Raw genomic sequence first — 15222 nt, forward strand, 5'->3', positions numbered from 1 at the left:
CCCCCCCCCCGCGCGCCGGGGGCCCGCCGACGCCGGCCGCCGACGCGACGAGCTCGACCGCGCGCTCGCGGAGCACGGCTTCGACGACGACGACGCGGCCCGCGACGCGTGGTGCCCGCCCCACGTCCTGAGCGACCTCGACCGCCGGGTCCTCGCGCACACCGCCGACGCCGCCCGCGTGGCGGCGGGCCTGAGCGACCCCGACGTCCTGGCGCTGCCGGAGGACGTCGCCGCCGACGTGACGGCGGCGCAGGCCGCGGAGAGCGCCGCGCGCCGCGCCGCCGACGACGTCGAGGGCCGCGCACGCGTCGCCGCGTCCCGCGCCGAGTCCGCCGCGGAGGCCGCCGCGCGGGTGCGGCGCGCCGCCGACGCCCTGGACGCCGCGGTCGCCGCCGCCGCTCCCGTGACCCGCATGGCCAACCTCGCGTCGGGCACCGGCAGCGACAACGCCCGCGCGCTGTCGCTCGCGACGTACGTGCTCGGGCGCCGGTTCGAGGACGTCGTCGCGGCCGCCAACGAGCGGCTCGCGGTCATGTCCGACGGCCGCTACGAGCTCGTGCGGTCCGACGAGAAGGAGGACGTCCGCACCCGGGCCGTCGGCCTCGCGATGCGCGTCGTCGACCACCGCACCGAGCAGGCGCGCGACCCGCGCACGCTGTCCGGCGGCGAGACGTTCTACGTGTCGCTGTGCCTGGCGCTCGGCATGGCGGACGTCGTCACGGCCGAGGCCGGCGGCGTCGAGCTGGGCACGCTGTTCGTCGACGAGGGCTTCGGCGCCCTCGACCCGCACGTGCTCGACCAGGTGCTGGGGGAGCTCGGGCGGCTGCGGCAGGGCGGCCGCGTCGTGGGCATCGTGTCCCACGTCGAGGCGCTCAAGCAGGCGGTCGCCGACCGCATCGAGGTCCGCCCGACGCCCGCCGGGCCGAGCACGTTGACCGTCCTCGCCGGCTGACACGCCGGCCGCCGGCCGGCTCGCGCCTCACCAGGGTTCACCCTCACCGGACCCACCCTCACCACGTCCAGCCGCGCGCGGCCAGCTCGACCTCCTCGCGGAACCGCTCCTGCGCGTCGCCCGCCGCCGCGGGTCGCACCTCGACGCCCGCCATGCGGCACGCCTCGGCGAGCAGCTGGTCGTACGCGAGCTGCGACGCGATGATCCGCTCCGCCCGCGCGAACAGCCGTTCGTCGCCCTCGAGGCGCCGCACGTGGTCCGCGACCGCGCCGAGCCGCTCCTGCACGGCGAGCGTGCGGAACGGGTCGTACGGCTCGACGTGCCGGTGCCGCAGGCGGTGCGCGACGGCCTCCAGGGCGTCGGCCAGCGCGACGCGCCAGCGCGGCGGCTCGTCCGGCGAGGGGATCAGCGACCAGACGGCGCACAGCAGCGCGGTGGGGGCCACCGAGGCGACCAAGAGGAGAGCCCAGGTCATCGCGCGTCCTCCGTCGAACGTGACACGAGCCTAGACAGTCGGTGTGACGCACGCCACAGGACGGCCCGGGCGTCCCGTGGGCCGGCCCCCTACGGTGGGCGCGGACGACGGCACGACGGAAGGGGGCGCATGGGCGCCAAGGGACTGGTGAGCGGCGTCGTGGCGCTCGGGCTCGTCGCGGCCGGTGCGTTCGTGGCCGACGGGTTCGCACGCGGCAGCGCCGAGGAGACCGCGGCGGACGTGCTCTCCCAGCAGCTGCAGGTGACCGGCGCACCGGACGTGCAGATCCGGGGGCTCCTGTTCCTGCCCCAGCTCCTCACCGGCTCGCTGGACGACGTGCGCGCGACCGCCGCCGGGGTCACGCTCGAGGGCGTGGAGACGACGGACGTCGTCGTCGACGCCGCGGACGTCTCGCTCGACGCGCCCTACCGCGTCGGCACGGTGCGGCTCGAGGCGACCGTCCCGACGTCCTCCCTGCAGCGGGTCGTCGCCGAGCGCGCCCAGATGGACGTCGCCGTCGACGGCGGGGTCCTGCGCGCCTCGGGAGAGCTCTTCGGCATCCCGCTCACGGCGGGACTCCTGCCGCGCGTGGCCGACGGCCGGCTCCTGGTGGACGTGCAGGAGGTCACGCTCGGGGCCGGCACGCTGGAGCTCGACGACCTGCCCGGTGACGTCGCCGAGCGGCTCGTCGGGATCGAGGTGCCGCTCGAGGGGCTGCCACCCGGGGTGCTGCTCGAGCAGGCGGTCGTGGTGCCCGAGGGCGTCAGGTTCACCGCCGGCGGCACCGACGTCGCGCTGGAGGAGCTGCCGTGAGCGCGGGTGGGGGAGCCCTCACGGCGCTGCTGGCGACGTCGACGCCCCGCGCCGACGGGCTCGCGGGCCTGTGGGAGCAGGTCACGACCCCGCAGCCCGCGCCCGGGCGCGTCACCGTGCTCGTCGTCGGGGGCGTCGTGCTGCTCGCGCTCATGGTGCCGTTCGTCTGGCACCTCCTGCGCCACGGCCTGACGATCGTCCACGAGGCCGCGCACGCGGCGGTCGCGGTGCTGGCCGGGCGGCGGCTGTCGGGCATCCGGGTGCACTCCGACACCTCGGGTCTCACGGTCTCGCGCGGGCGCGCCCGGGGCCCGGGCATGGTCGCGACGGTCGCCGCGGGCTACCCCGGCCCGGCCGTGCTCGGCGTGGCGGCGGCCTGGCTGCTGTCGCGGGGCTACGCGCTCGGTGTGCTGTGGCTGCTGCTGCTCGTCGTCGTCCTCGTGCTGCTGCAGATCCGCAACTGGTACGGGCTGTGGGCGGTCCTCGTGAGCGGGCTCGCGCTGGTCGTCGTGACCCTGTGGGCGCCGGCGCAGCTGCAGACGGTCGTGGCCGCGGGGCTCACCTGGTTCTTCCTGCTGGGCGCACCGCGCGCCGTCCTGGAGATGCAGGTGCAGCGCAGCCGGCTGCGCCGCCGGGGCGGGCGTGACACGTCCGACGCGGGCCTGCTCGCGGGGCTCACGCACGTGCCCGCGGTCGTCTGGGTGGGGGTCTTCCTGATCGTCTGCGGGGCGCTGCTGGCCCTCGGCGGCGCATGGCTGCTGGCGGTCTGGCCAGTGGCCTGAATCACTCACCCACCTTGGGCCGGTCTGCACCCGTGTGCCCCGTTGTGACCCTCTGGCCAGGGCGGACACGGCAGCAGGACGGGTGTCCAGCGTCTGCGATAGTGAAGCGGTGAGCACAACACCCGACGTCGAAGCGCGCCCGGGCCGCAACGAGTCGCTCTCCCTGCGTCGGGCGCTGGCACTGCTCGACGTGTGCGCGGCGGAGACGGACCCCGCCGGTCTGACCGCCGCAGAGATCGGCCGCCGGCTCGACGTCCACAAGTCCACGGTCCTGCGCCTGGCCGCCCCGCTGCTCGAGTCCGAGCTGCTGCGCCGCGACGCCGTGAGCGGCCGGTTCCGGCTCGGCCCCGGCGCCCTGCGCCTCGGTCACGCGTACCTCTCGAGCCTCGACATCGAGACGGTCGCCGCCAGCTCCCTCGACGACCTCGCACGCACGAGCGGCTGCACGTCCGTCCTCGCCGTGCCGGACGGCCTCCAGGTCCGCCTCGCGGGCCACCGGTCGGCCCCCGGGACGGCCGCGCGCGCCGCGGGCCGCCTGCCGGCCACCGTCCCGCTGCACTGCTCCGCGAGCGGCAAGGCGATCCTGTCGGTGGCGGGCGCCGCGCTCGTGGAGCGTGCCGTCGCCAGTGGGCTGCGGTCCGTGACGGCCCGCACCATCACCGACCCCGGGGAGCTGCGCGCCGAGCTGCTGCGCACGCGACGCCGCGGGTTCGCCGTCGACGACCGCGAGCTGGACCCCGACACGCGGGCGGTGGCCGCACCCGTGCTCGACCACACCGGTGACGTCGTCGGCGCCCTGGCGCTCGTCGCGCCGGCCGCGCGGATGCCCGCCGCCGCCGTGCAGGAGCACGCACGCAGCGTCGTCCTCGCGGCCCGCGCGGTCTCGCGCCGGCTGGGCGGGGCGATCGGGCCGCGCAACGCCGGCGGGCCCGGCGAGGACGTGCAGGCCCGCCGGGGCGCGTGACCCAGCCCGCGACGACGCGGGCCGCGTGACCCAGCCCGCGACGACGCGGCCCGTGCGACTCAGCCCGCGACGACGCACCGGTCGATCGCGCGCGCGAGCGCATCGTGCTCGGCCTGCGTGACCCACAGGCCGTAGCCCGCCTTCACGGCGGTCTGCCGCAGCGCGTACGCGCAGCGGTAGCCGGTGTTCGGGGGCAGCCACGTCGCGGCGTCGCCCGCGCCCTTGCTCTGGTTGGCGCTGCCGTCGACCGCGAGGAGGTTCGCCGGGTCGTTGGCGAACTGGCGGCGCTTCTCGTCCGTCCAGCGCTGCGCACCCTTCTGCCACGCGTCCGCGAGCGCGACGACGTGGTCGATCTGCACGTCGGCCGACCGCTCGCCGCGCGTGAACGCGATCGTCTCGCCCGTGTAGGGGTCGGCGAGCGTGCCGCGCAGGACGACGCACTCCTGCGTCCCCGGCTTGACGGTGAGGTCGACGAGGTCGCGCCGCAGGACGTCGTTGCGCGTGTCGCACCCGTTGCGGTCCACGTCCGCCCACGACGGCCCGAACTCGTCGCGGTCGTACCCGGTACGCGGCGCGCGGCCCTTGACGGCGAGCGTGCCGAGCGCGGCGCGTCCGGCGGCCAGGTCGCCCGCGCTGACGGGGTACTGCGCGGCGGCCTGGGCGTCGAGCACCACGGGCGTGCCGAGCCCGGCGGCCAGACCGAGCAGCAGCACGAGCAGCCACGGCCAGCGGGGACGGCCGCGGCGCCCGCGGCGCGGGACGGTCCGACGCGCGCCGGCGGCCCGCGCGGAGGTCAGGAGGTCGGTCACCGGGGCAGCATGCCGGTGCTCCACCGGATGCCGGGGTCGCCTCGCCGATGGCGGTGGAAGGTCGTGACCTGCGGCAGGGCTGGGGTCGGCCCGCGGGTCCGGTGGCGGGCCGGGCGCCCGGCCGGACGGCGGCTCAGACGGCGGGCGGGACGCGCGCGGCGTCGGCCGCCGGTGCGTCGTCCGGTGCTCGCGCGTCGTCCGGTGCCGGCACGTCGACCGGCAGGGCCTCGTGCCCGCGGCGCCCGTGCGTGCGCTCCCGCTCCTTGAGCTGCGCCTCGTAGACGTGGCGACGTCCGGCCGTCAGCTCGTCGCGCACGCGACGCTCGGCGTCGGCGAACGCGCGGTGGTAGCCGTCGTCGAAGTCCTCGACGACCTGGAACGTCCACCTCCCGGCGATGACGTTGCGCCCGACGACGTCGGCCCGCACGCGGTCGGCGAGCTCACCGTGCCCGGCCGCCTCCAGGTCGTCGAGCGCCTCCTGCAGCTCGAGGTCCGCGCGCCCCACGAGGCGGTGGAAGGCGTACAGCATGCCGCGCGCGTGCTCCACGACCTCGAAGGCCGCCGTCACCGCGCCCACGGCGGCGACGGTCGCGTCGTCGACGCCCGTGGGGGGCACGTGCCGGTCGTCGGGCCCGTCGTCGCGGGAGCGTCGTGCCGTGTCGTCCATGCGCCCACGATGCCCAGGGCCGGCGCGTCCCGCACGCCGGCGGCGGCGGGTGCGGCGGCCCGCGCACCGGGACGATGGTCCGGTGGACCCCGGTGCTCGCGGAGGTCATGCTCACGGGTGGCACGCAGTCGCATCCGAGGGGGAACCATGACGGCGACGGGGGAACCATGACGGCGACGGACGCACGGCGCGCAGGCGGCCCGCGCGGGATCCTGCGACGCAGGTCGGTCGAGGCCTCGATGGCGGTGGTCGACGACCCGGACCGGCAGCTGAGGCGCACCCTCGGCGCGTGGGACCTGGCGGTCATGGGGGTCGCGGTCGCCGTGGGCGCGGGGATCTTCTCCGTCGGTGCGACGGCCGCCGCGCGGTACGCCGGACCGTCGGTGATCGTCTCGTTCGTCATCGCCTCGGTCGTGTGCGCGCTGGCGATCATGTGCTACGCCGAGTTCGCGTCGACGATGCCCGTGGCCGGCTCGGCGTACACGTACTCCTACACGACGATGGGCGAGTTCGTCGCCTGGATCATCGGCTGGGACCTCATCCTCGAGATGCTGCTGGCGTCGGCCGTCATCGCGAAGTTCTGGGGCGTGTACCTGTCCGACGCGTTCGCGCTGTTCGGCGTGGACCTGCCGCCGACCGTCGCGGTCGGGGGTGCCGACGTCGCCTGGGGACCGGTCCTCATCGTCGCCGTCTTCACGACGCTGCTCGCCGTCGGCACCCGCCTGAGCTCGCGCGTGAACAGCGTCTTCACGATCCTCAAGGTCGGCATCACGCTCTTCGTGATCGTCGCCGGCTTCTTCTACGTCAAGGCCGAGAACTGGTCGCCGTTCGTGCCGCCGTCGCAGCCCGCGCCCGAGGGCACGGGCGCGCTGCACCAGCCCCTCACGGGCTTCCTGCTCGGCCTCGAGCCGAGCATGTACGGCGTCATGGGCATCCTGTCCGGTGCCGCCCTGGTGTTCTTCGCGTTCATCGGCTTCGACGTCGTCGCGACCACCGCCGAGGAGACCAGGAACCCCCAGCGGGCGGTGCCGCGCGGCATCCTCGGGGGCCTCGCGCTCGTGACCGTGCTGTACATCCTGGTGACGGTCGTCGTCACGGGCATGGTCAGCTACACCGAGCTCGCCGCGTCGGACTCGCCGTCGCTGACGACCGCCTTCGTGCTCGTCGGCGCCGACTGGGCCGGGCGCGTGATCTCCGTGGGCATCGTCCTGGGCCTGACGAGCGTCCTCATGGTGCTGCTGCTGGGCCTGACGCGCGTGGTCTTCGCGATGAGCCGTGACGGGCTGCTGCCGCGCGCGATGTCCCGTACGTCGCCCCGCTTCGGCACGCCGCTGTGGCTGCAGGTGGGCGCCGGCGTGGTCGTCGCGCTCATCGCGGGGCTCTCGGAGGTCGAGCTGCTCGAGGAGATGATCAACATCGGGACGCTGTCGGCGTTCGTGCTCGTCAGCTTCGGGATCCCCCTGCTGCGCCGCTCGCGGCCCGACCTGGCGCGCGGGTTCCGCGTGCCGTTCTCACCCGTGCTGCCCATCGTCTCGGGGTTGGCGTGCATCTGGCTGATGCTCAACCTGACGACGCTGACGTGGCTGCGGTTCCTCGTGTGGGTCGCGGTCGGGTCCGTCATCTACTTCGCGTACTCCTACCGCCACTCGATGCTGGGCCGGGGCGCGCCCGTGCCGGTGCTCGCCGAGGAGATGGAGCGCCCCTGACGCACCGGTTCACCCGGTGCCCGTCCCCCGACGGGCCCACGGGCCCCTCCGGCGGCCTGCGGTGCTGCGGCATACTGACCGCGCACACCCACCGAAGGGACCCCCACGGACGTGACCGTCTTCCTCGTCATCGGCGGCATCGGCCTCGTCCTGCTGCTCGCGTCGCTCGTCTTCGGCGACGTCTTCGAGTCCTTCGACATCGGTGAGGGCGGTTTCTCCGGCATCGCCGCGGGGATCGGAGCCGTCGTCTTCGGTGCCAGCGGCGTCCTCGCGCTCGCCGCGGACCTGCCCCTGGTGTGGGCGTACGTCATCGGCGTCGGGTTCGCCGTGCTCGCCTCCGTGGTCGCGCAGCGCGTGATCAAGCAGCTCTCCGACACCGAGGACGGGCCGCCGCCGCCGCTCGACGGCGCCTTCGGCATGACGACCGCCACCACCGGGCCGTCCGGCGGCGAGGTGCGGCTGGAGGGCGTGCGCGACCTCGAGGCGCGGCTCGCGTGGGCGGAGGAGGAGATCGCGGCGGGCACGCGTGTCGTCGTGGTCGCCGTCTCGGGCTCGCGCGTGCAGGTGCGCCCCGCCTGACCCGACCCGCCCGACCCGCAGCCGTAGCCGTAGCCGTAGCCCAGCACCACCCACGCAGGACCTCAGAGGAAAGGGGCCCGGCTCAGCCGGGACACCATGGTCGACTTCTTTCAGGACGGTGCCACGATCCTGGCCGTCGGTGCGCTCGTCATCGCGTTCGTCGCGGTCATCGCGCTCATCACCAAGCGCATCCGGCGGGTCCCGCCCAACGAGGCCCTCGTCATCGTCGGGCGCGGCGCCGGCCGCAACGCCGCGGTCGACGGCGGGCAGCGCGTCGTCGTCGGTGGCCGCGTGTTCGTGTGGCCCGTGCTCCAGCAGGGCTTCCCGATCTCGCTCGAGCAGCGTCAGATCGGCATCACGGTCGAGGGCGTCGACAAGAACCGCATCAAGCTCGCCATCAAGGCGTCCATCAACTTCAAGGTCCGCGGCGACGAGGAGGGCGTGCGGCGTGCCGCGCAGCGCTTCCTGTCCCAGCAGGCGACGCTCAACGACGTCATCAAGGAGTCCCTCGAGGGCTCGCTGCGCGCGATCATCGGCGACATGACGATCGAGCAGATCATCAGCGACCGCAAGTCCCTGCAGGACGCCGTCGTCAGCTCCACCAAGTCGGACCTCGCGGAGCAGGGTCTGCAGGTCGACCTGCTCAACATCTCCGACATCTCGACGCCGGGCTCCGACTACCTGGCCAACCTGGGACGCGCCGAGGCCGCGCGCGCCCGGCAGGTCGCCGAGGTCAAGGAGGCCGAGGCGCAGCAGGTCTCCGAGTTCGCCAAGATCCAGGCGATGGAGTCGATCGCCGAGCGCCAACGCGACCTCGCGCTGAAGCAGGCGGGCATCAAGGCGGAGACCGACCGCGCCAACGCCGAGGCCAACGCGGCCGGGCAGCTCGCGCGTGCCGAGCAGGACAAGCTCGTGGCCCTGCAGGAGCGCGACGCGCTGGCCGAGAAGGCGAAGGTCACCGAGGAGCAGCTCGACATCGACATCCGCAAGCCGGCCGAGGCGTCCGCGTACGCCGCGGTCCAGCACGCCAACGCCGAGCGTGACGCCGCCAACGCGGCCGCCGAGGCCGACGCGTACCGGCGCATGAAGGTCGCCGAGGCCAACAAGATCGCGACGGTCCAGGACGCCGAGGCGGCCGCCGAGGCGACCATCCGCGCGGGCAACGCCGAGCGCGACCGTCAGCTGGCCGAGGCCAAGGCGCTCGAGGCGCTCGGTGCCGCCCGCGCGTCCGCCACGCGGGCCGAGGGGCTCGCGCAGGCCGACGCGACCCGCGCGCAGGCCGAGGCGCTGCGCGAGCAGGGCCAGGCGGTCCTCGCGCAGCAGGTCATCGCGCTGCTGCCGGAGATCGTCCGCGCCGCGGCCGAGCCCATCGGCTCGATCGACCAGCTCACGGTCGTCTCGACCGACGGGGCGTCGGCGATGACGCGGACCGTCGGTCAGGTGCTCGGCGAGGGCCAGGAGGTCATCAAGTCCCTCACGGGCCTGGACCTCCACACGCTCATCGCCGGCATCGCGGACAAGACGGTCGGCGCGAACGGGACGTCGAACCACTCGGCCTGACGCCGGCGTCCGCACGCGGACACCACGACGGCGCGCCCGGTCCCTCGCGAGGGACCGGGCGCGTGGTGCGTCGGGGAGGGCTCAGTCCTCGGCGGGCGCGAGCACGAAGACGGGGATCTCGCGGTCCGTCTTGGCCTGGTACTCGTCGTACGCGGGCCACGTCGCCACCGCGCGCTGCCACCACACGGCGCGCTCGTCGCCCGTGGCGAGGTGGGCGTCGTAGTCCTTCTTCACGGCGCCGTCCTGCAGCTCGACGCGCGGGTGCGCCGTGATGTTGTGGAACCACGTGGGGTGCTCCGGCGCACCGCCCTTGGAGGCGACGACCGCGTACTCGCCGTCGTGCTCGACGCGCATGAGCGGCGTCTTGCGCAGCTTGCCGGTCTTCGCGCCGAGCGTGGTCAGGACGATCACGGGGCGGCCGTTGAGCGTCGTGCCCTGCGTCCCGCCGGAGGACTCGTAGAGCTCGGCCTGCTTGCGGGCCCAGTCGCTGGGGCTGGGCGCGTACTCACCGGTGAGAGGCATGCACGGCACAACCCCGCTCGCGGCCCCGTCATTCCGGCGCGGGCACGGCGGGCCGCGCCCGGCGCACGAGCCACGTCGTGACGACGCCCCGGCGTGGCGAGAACAGGTGCACGGCCGCGAAGACGACGCCCTGCGTCAGCACGATGGTCGCGCCGGAGGCCGTGTCGGCGTAGTAGCTGGCGTACAGCCCGACGACGCCGCACGCGGCGGCCAGGGCCGGGGCGATGACGAGCATGCGGGAGAACCGGTCGGTCAGCAGCTGGGCGGTCGCGCCGGGCACGACGAGCATCGCGACGACCAGCACGACGCCGACCGCCTGCAGCGCGACGACGGCCGTGACGGCGAGCAGGCCGAGCAGCAGCGCGCCGAGGCGACGCGGGCTCAGGCCGATCGCGTGCGCGTGCGTGGGGTCGAACGCGTACAGGGTGAGGTCACGCCGCTTGACCAGCAGCACGACGAGGACCAGGGCGCCCAGCAGGCCGACCTGCACCAGCTCGCCGCGCGCGACGCCGAGGAGGTTGCCGAACACGATGTGGTGCAGGTCCGTCTGCGACGGCGTCACCGACACCAGGACGAGCCCGAGCGCGAACAGCGACGTGAACACGATGCCGATCGCGGCGTCCTCCTTGACGCGGCTCGTGTCGCGCACGAACCCGATGAGGACGACCGCGAGCAGGCCGAACACCAGGGCGCCGAGCGCGAACGGTGCGCCGACGACGTAGGCGAGCACGACGCCGGGCAGCACGGCGTGCGACACGGCGTCGCCCATGAGCGACCAGCCGATGAGCACCAGCCAGCACGAGAGCACGGCGCACACCACGGACGCGACGAGGATCGTCACGAGCGCGCGGACCATGAAGTCGTACGTGAGCGGCTCGACGAGCAGGTCGACGGCGCTCACCGGTCCACCGCCGGGGTTCCGACGCCGAACGCCAGCGCGAGGTTCTCGGGTCGCAGGACCTCCGCAGGCGTGCCGTGCACCAGCACGCGCCGGTGCAGGAGCGCGGCCTCGTCGGCGAGGGCCGGCAGCGCGTGCAGGTCGTGCGTCGAGACGAGGACGGCGGCACCGCCGGCCGCGAGCTCGCGCAGCAGGCGCACGATCGTCGCCTCCGACGCCTTGTCGACGCCCGCGAACGGCTCGTCGAGCAGCAGCACCGTGGCGCCCTGCGCGAGCCCGCGGGCGACGAACGCGCGCTTGCGCTGGCCACCCGACAGGCGGCCGATCTGCCGGTCCGCGAGGTCGTCCAGGCCGACGCGGCCCAGGGCGTCGTCGACCGCCGCGTGGTCCTCGCGCCGGGGCCGGCGGGTCGGGCCGAGGCGGCCGTAGCGGCCCGTCATGACGACGTCCCGCACCGACAGCGGGAACGTCGGGTCGACGTCCTCGCTCTGCGGGACGTAGCTGACGGTGCCGCGCCGGCGAGCCGTGTCGGGGTCGGTGCCGTCGACCAGGACGGTGCCCGTCTCGGCGCGCACGACGCCCATGACGGCCTTGAAGAGCGTCGACTTGCCGGAGCCGTTGACGCCGACGAGCCCGCACACGCGCCCGTGCGCGACCGTGAGGTCCACGCCGTCGAGCGCGCGCACGTCGCCGTACCTGACGCGCAGGTCGCGGACCTCGAGCGCCGCGGTCACGGCGCGCGACCGGTGAGGCCCTCGACGATCACGCGCACGTCGTGCCGCAGCAGGTCGAGGTAGGTGGGCACGGGCCCGTCCGGTTCGGAGAGCGAGTCGACGTAGAGCGTGCCGCCGAGCACGGCGCCGGTGGCCTCGGCCACCTGCCGCATGGGGGCGTCGGACACGGTGGACTCGCAGAACACCGCCGGCACGTCGTGCGCGCGCACGTGGTCGATGACGTCGGCGACCTGCCGGGGCGTGGCCTGCTGCTCGGCGTTGACGGGCCAGATGTACCGCTCGGTGAGGCCGGCGTCGCGCGCGAGGTAGGAGAACGCGCCCTCGCACGTGACCAGCACCCGCTGCGGCTCCGGGACGGTGGCCAGGGCGTCGAGCAGGTCCCGGTGGACCTCCTGCAGCTCGGCGGCGTAGGCCGCGGCGTTGGCGCGGTAGTCGTCGGCGTGGGCCGGATCGAGCTCCGCGAAGGCGGTGGCGATGTTCGCGACGTACGTCTGCGCCTCGACCGGGCTCATCCACGCGTGGGGGTTGGGCCGGCCGGCGTAGGCGTCGCCGGTGATGTCGAGGACGTCGACGCCCTGCGAGACGACGACGTGGGGTGCGTCGAGGTCGTCGACGAACTGAGCGAACCACGTCTCGAGGCCCATGCCGTTGTCGAGGACCAGGTCGGCGCGGCGCGCACGTGCGACGTCGCCCGGCGTGGGGTCGTACCCGTGCACCTCGGCGCCCACCTGGGTGATCGACTCCACGCGCAGGTGCTCGCCGGCGACGTTGCCGGCGAGGTCCGCGAGCACGGTGAAGGTCGTCAGGACGACGGGCCGGTCGTCGCTCTGTGCGGCCCCAGGTGCGCAGGCGGCGAGCAGGAGTGCGAGGACGAGGGCGACGGCCGACGACCTCGCGCGGCGCGTGGCAGGGCTGGGCATGACCGGACCATAGTTTCGGTCGGCCGAACTTTCAAGATTGGCACGGGGAAAACATCGCCGGTGTGCGGACCGCCGCGCTTCTGCCAAAGATGGAGCGCATGGCACTCCCGACACTGCCCACCCGCCCGGTCGCCGACCCCGCCGCCGTCGTGCAGGGCGAGCGCTACCGGATCACCGTCCTCACCGAGGGCCTGCTGCGCCTGGAGCACTCACCCGACGGCGTGTTCGAGGACCGGCCGTCGACGTTCGCGCTGCACCGCGAGCAGCCGGTGCCCGAGTTCCGCGTCGTCGACCGCGGCACGCACCTCGAGGTCGTGACGCGGCGGCTGCGGCTGACGTACGACAAGGGGCCGTTCACCACCAGCGGCCTGTCCGTCGCGGTGCTGGGCGCGGTGACCACCTGGCACTCGGTGTGGCGCTACGGGCAGGACGACGACGGCCGCAACCTCGGCGGCACGGCGCGCACGCTCGACGAGGCGGACGGCGCGGTGCCGCTCGAGCCGGGCGTCGCGGGGCGCAACGGCTACGCGGTGATCGACGACTCGACGTCGCTGCTGCTCACGGACGACGGCTGGGTCGCCCCGCGCGACGACGCCCGCACCGACCTGTACGTCTTCGCCTACGGCCACGACCACGCCGAGGCCGTCCGCGCGCTGTACGCCGTGTCGGGTGCGCAGCCGGTCGTCCCGCGCTGGGCGCTCGGCAACTGGTGGAGCCGCTACCACCGCTACACGGCCGACGAGTACCGCGCGCTGCTGACCCGGTTCCGCGCCGCGGGCGTGCCGTTCTCGGTCGCGGTGCTCGACATGGACTGGCACGTCACGGACGTCGACCCCGCGATCGGCAGCGGCTGGACCGGCTACACGTGGGACCGCGAGCTGTTCCCCGACCCGGCCGCGTTCCTCGCCGACGTCCGCGAGCGCGGCCTGCGCGTGACCCTCAACGTGCACCCCGCGGACGGCGTCGGCCCGCACGAGGAGGCGTACGAGGCGATGTGCGCTGCGCTCGGCCTGGACCCCTCGACACGCGACCCGATCGCGTTCGACGTCACGGACGAGGCGTTCCTCACCGCGTACCTCGACGTGCTGCACCGCGACCTGGAGGCCGAGGGTGTCGACTTCTGGTGGATCGACTGGCAGCAGGGCGCCCACTCGCGCGTCGCGGGCATCGACCCGCTGTGGATGCTCAACCACTTCCACTTCCTCGACAACGCGCGCGACGGTCGCCGCCCGCTGACGTTCTCGCGGTACGCCGGGCCCGGGTCGCACCGCTACCCGGTGGGGTTCTCGGGCGACGCGGTCATCTCGTGGGCGTCGCTGGCGTTCCAGCCGCACTTCACGGCGGCCGCGGCCAACATCGGCTACGGCTGGTGGAGCCACGACGTCGGCGGGCACATGTTCGGCGCCAAGGACGACGAGCTCGCGACCCGGTGGGTGCAGCTCGGGACGTTCTCGCCGGTGCTCCGCCTGCACTCGTCGCACAACCCGTTCCTGACGAAGGAGCCGTGGTCGTTCGGCCCCGAGCACGCCGCGGTGCAGACGGACTTCCTGCGCCTGCGTCACCGCCTCGTGCCGTACCTGCACACCATGAACCACCGCGCCGCGCGCGAGGGCGTGCCGCTCGTGACGCCGATGTACCACCGCTGGTCGCGGCACGCGGAGGCGTACCGCGTGCCGGGGCAGGTCGCGTTCGGCTCCCAGCTGCTGGTCGCGCCGGTGACGGCGCCGCGCGACCCCGCGTCGGTGACCGCGGCGGTGCCCGCGTGGCTGCCGGACGGGACGTGGGTCGACGTGCTGACGGGTCTGGTCTACGACGGCGGCCGCGAGCTCGTCCTGCACCGCGACCTCACGTCGGTGCCGGTCCTGGCCCCGGCGGGTGCGCTCGTGCCGCTCGACGCCGCCGACGTGCCCGGCAACGACCCGGTCGAGCCGCACGCGCTCGAGGTCCTCGTGGTCGTCGGCGCCGACGGCACGTTCACGCTCGTGGAGGACGACGGCACGGGTGACGGCCTCGACGAGGCGCGCGTCGCCCGCACGCCGCTCGTCTGGGACCAGGCCGCCGGGGTGCTGACGGTCGGCCCGGTCGCCGGTGCGCACGGCTTCCTGCCGGCGACGCGGACGTGGACGGTGACGTTCCTGTCGGTGGCCGACGAGGTCGCGCCGGGGGCGACCGTCGAGGGCGGGGCGGTCGACCCCGTCGTCGCGCGCACCGCCGACGGCCGCCTGCGCGTGACGGTGGCCGACGTGCCCGTCGACGCCACGCTGCGCGTCGGGCTGGGCCCGGCACCCGCGCTGGGGCCGAACGACGTCGCGGGCCGGCTGCACCGGGTCCTGGACGCCGCGCAGGTCGGGTACGAGCTCAAGAGCCGCGTGCTGGACGTGCTCACGTCGGAGCGCCCGCTGCACGTGCGGCTCTCGCACCTCGCGGCCCTCGACGTGCCGCCGGCCCTGCGTGCGGCGGTCGAGGAGGTCGTGCTGGCGCGCGCGACGGCGTGACGGGCGTGCGCCGCGCTCGTACGGTGGCGGCGTGGACGAGTACGCGATGACCGGGTTCCGGGTGCGCGAGCACCGTGTCGAGGTGCCGGTGGACCGGGACGACCCGCAGCGGTTCGGCACGCTCGAGGTGTTCGCGCGCGAGGTCGTCGACCCGGCGCGCGACGGCGAGGACCTGCCGCTCCTGCTGTTCCTGCAGGGCGGGCCCGGCGGCATGGGGCCGCGGCCGATGCCGGGCGGTGGCTGGTGGGCCACCGCGCTGCGCACGCACCGCGTCGTGCTGCTCGACCAGCGGGGGACGGGTCGCTCGTCGCGGGTCGACGGCGCCGACGTCGCGGCGTTCGACGAC

General features: G+C 74.7%; 15 protein-coding genes and 1 pseudogene. 9 read left to right on the top strand and 7 right to left on the bottom strand.

Annotated elements, in window-relative coordinates; all coding sequences use genetic code 11:
* Positions 1-952 (top strand): SbcC/MukB-like Walker B domain-containing protein (locus H9657_RS18675; protein WP_318241607.1); only part of this gene is annotated, 952 nt, incomplete at its 5' end.
* Positions 953-1010: 58 nt separating this feature from the next.
* Here H9657_RS18675 and H9657_RS18680 read toward each other — a convergent pair.
* Positions 1011-1427, bottom strand: a complete 417-nt coding sequence (locus tag H9657_RS18680; RefSeq protein ID WP_191784948.1) for a hypothetical protein — start codon at positions 1425-1427, stop codon at positions 1011-1013.
* Between the two features lie 129 nt (positions 1428-1556).
* Between H9657_RS18680 and H9657_RS18685 the strand changes: the two genes are divergently transcribed.
* The 3 genes from H9657_RS18685 (at position 1557) to H9657_RS18695 (ending at position 3986) form a co-directional block, all read left to right on the top strand.
* Positions 1557-2240 carry an LmeA family phospholipid-binding protein gene (locus tag H9657_RS18685; protein ID WP_191784949.1) on the top strand — a complete coding sequence of 228 codons (684 nt, stop codon included), beginning with the start codon at positions 1557-1559 and terminating at the stop codon, positions 2238-2240.
* Positions 2237-3022 (top strand): M50 family metallopeptidase, encoded by a 786-nt coding sequence (locus H9657_RS18690; protein WP_318241608.1) that lies wholly within the window; start codon positions 2237-2239, stop codon positions 3020-3022. Before H9657_RS18685 ends, H9657_RS18690 begins: the two co-directional genes overlap by 4 nt.
* 109 nt (positions 3023-3131) lie before the next feature.
* Positions 3132-3986, top strand: coding sequence for an IclR family transcriptional regulator (locus tag H9657_RS18695; RefSeq protein WP_191784950.1), 855 nt, complete (start codon positions 3132-3134; stop codon positions 3984-3986).
* 59 nt (positions 3987-4045) lie between these two features.
* Here the strand turns inward: H9657_RS18695 and H9657_RS18700 are convergent, their stop codons facing one another.
* Together H9657_RS18700 and H9657_RS18705 are read right to left on the bottom strand one after the other, a co-directional pair.
* Positions 4046-4795, bottom strand: coding sequence for an HNH endonuclease family protein (locus H9657_RS18700; protein WP_318241609.1), 750 nt, complete (start codon positions 4793-4795; stop codon positions 4046-4048).
* A gap of 133 nt (positions 4796-4928) precedes the next feature.
* A complete protein-coding gene (locus H9657_RS18705; RefSeq protein ID WP_225215667.1) occupies positions 4929-5462 on the bottom strand; it encodes a hypothetical protein in 534 nt (177 codons plus the stop codon).
* A gap of 167 nt (positions 5463-5629) precedes the next feature.
* On the opposite strand from H9657_RS18705, the gene H9657_RS18710 reads away from it, so the two are divergent.
* From H9657_RS18710 to H9657_RS18720, 3 genes are all read left to right on the top strand, one after another.
* Positions 5630-7168 (top strand): amino acid permease, encoded by a 1539-nt coding sequence (locus tag H9657_RS18710; protein WP_191784951.1) that lies wholly within the window; start codon positions 5630-5632, stop codon positions 7166-7168.
* A 111-nt stretch (positions 7169-7279) separates the two neighbouring features.
* Positions 7280-7747, top strand: a complete 468-nt coding sequence (locus tag H9657_RS18715) for an NfeD family protein (RefSeq protein ID WP_191784952.1) — start codon at positions 7280-7282, stop codon at positions 7745-7747.
* A 96-nt stretch (positions 7748-7843) separates the two neighbouring features.
* Entirely contained in the window at positions 7844-9307 is a 1464-nt protein-coding gene (locus H9657_RS18720) for a flotillin family protein (RefSeq protein WP_191784953.1), read from the top strand.
* An 81-nt stretch (positions 9308-9388) separates the two neighbouring features.
* Here H9657_RS18720 and H9657_RS18725 read toward each other — a convergent pair whose 3' ends face one another.
* The 4 genes from H9657_RS18725 to H9657_RS18740 are packed head-to-tail and all read right to left on the bottom strand — an operon-like array spanning position 9389 to position 12381.
* Positions 9389-9829, bottom strand: a complete 441-nt coding sequence (locus H9657_RS18725) for a nitroreductase family deazaflavin-dependent oxidoreductase (RefSeq protein ID WP_191784954.1) — start codon at positions 9827-9829, stop codon at positions 9389-9391.
* 28 nt (positions 9830-9857) lie between these two features.
* On the bottom strand, positions 9858-10730 hold the full coding sequence (locus tag H9657_RS18730; protein ID WP_318241610.1) for a metal ABC transporter permease: 873 nt from the start codon (positions 10728-10730) through the stop codon (positions 9858-9860).
* On the bottom strand, positions 10727-11461 hold the full coding sequence (locus tag H9657_RS18735; RefSeq protein ID WP_191784955.1) for a metal ABC transporter ATP-binding protein: 735 nt from the start codon (positions 11459-11461) through the stop codon (positions 10727-10729). Before H9657_RS18735 ends, H9657_RS18730 begins: the two co-directional genes overlap by 4 nt.
* The gene (locus H9657_RS18740) at positions 11458-12381 is read right to left on the bottom strand and encodes a metal ABC transporter substrate-binding protein (protein WP_191784956.1); all 924 of its coding nucleotides are present in this window, start codon (positions 12379-12381) and stop codon (positions 11458-11460) included. The genes H9657_RS18735 and H9657_RS18740 overlap by 4 nt, the downstream gene beginning before the upstream one ends.
* Before the next feature lie 98 nt (positions 12382-12479).
* Between H9657_RS18740 and H9657_RS18745 the strand changes: the two genes are divergently transcribed.
* Both H9657_RS18745 and H9657_RS18750 read left to right on the top strand, forming a co-directional pair.
* Positions 12480-14876, top strand: a complete 2397-nt coding sequence (locus tag H9657_RS18745; protein WP_191784957.1) for a glycoside hydrolase family 31 protein — start codon at positions 12480-12482, stop codon at positions 14874-14876.
* A gap of 31 nt (positions 14877-14907) precedes the next feature.
* Positions 14908-15222 (top strand): annotated as a pseudogene (locus tag H9657_RS18750) (alpha/beta fold hydrolase); the annotation flags it as partial.

Source organism: Cellulomonas avistercoris, assembly GCF_014836445.1.
GTDB lineage: Bacteria > Actinomycetota > Actinomycetes > Actinomycetales > Cellulomonadaceae > Cellulomonas > Cellulomonas avistercoris.

Bases quoted from the DNA above. Each gene is read 5' to 3' on its own strand.
- H9657_RS18680 (WP_191784948.1), bottom strand. From the start codon at position 1,427: ATGACCTGGGCTCTCCTCTTGGTCGCCTCGGTGGCCCCCACCGCGCTG.
- H9657_RS18685 (WP_191784949.1), top strand. From the start codon at position 1,557: ATGGGCGCCAAGGGACTGGTGAGCGGCGTCGTGGCGCTCGGGCTCGTC.
- H9657_RS18705 (WP_225215667.1), bottom strand. From the start codon at position 5,462: ATGGACGACACGGCACGACGCTCCCGCGACGACGGGCCCGACGACCGG.
- H9657_RS18710 (WP_191784951.1), top strand. From the start codon at position 5,630: ATGACGGCGACGGACGCACGGCGCGCAGGCGGCCCGCGCGGGATCCTG.
- H9657_RS18720 (WP_191784953.1), top strand. From the start codon at position 7,844: ATGGTCGACTTCTTTCAGGACGGTGCCACGATCCTGGCCGTCGGTGCG.
- H9657_RS18725 (WP_191784954.1), bottom strand. From the start codon at position 9,829: ATGCCTCTCACCGGTGAGTACGCGCCCAGCCCCAGCGACTGGGCCCGC.
- H9657_RS18740 (WP_191784956.1), bottom strand. From the start codon at position 12,381: ATGCCCAGCCCTGCCACGCGCCGCGCGAGGTCGTCGGCCGTCGCCCTC.
- H9657_RS18745 (WP_191784957.1), top strand. From the start codon at position 12,480: ATGGCACTCCCGACACTGCCCACCCGCCCGGTCGCCGACCCCGCCGCC.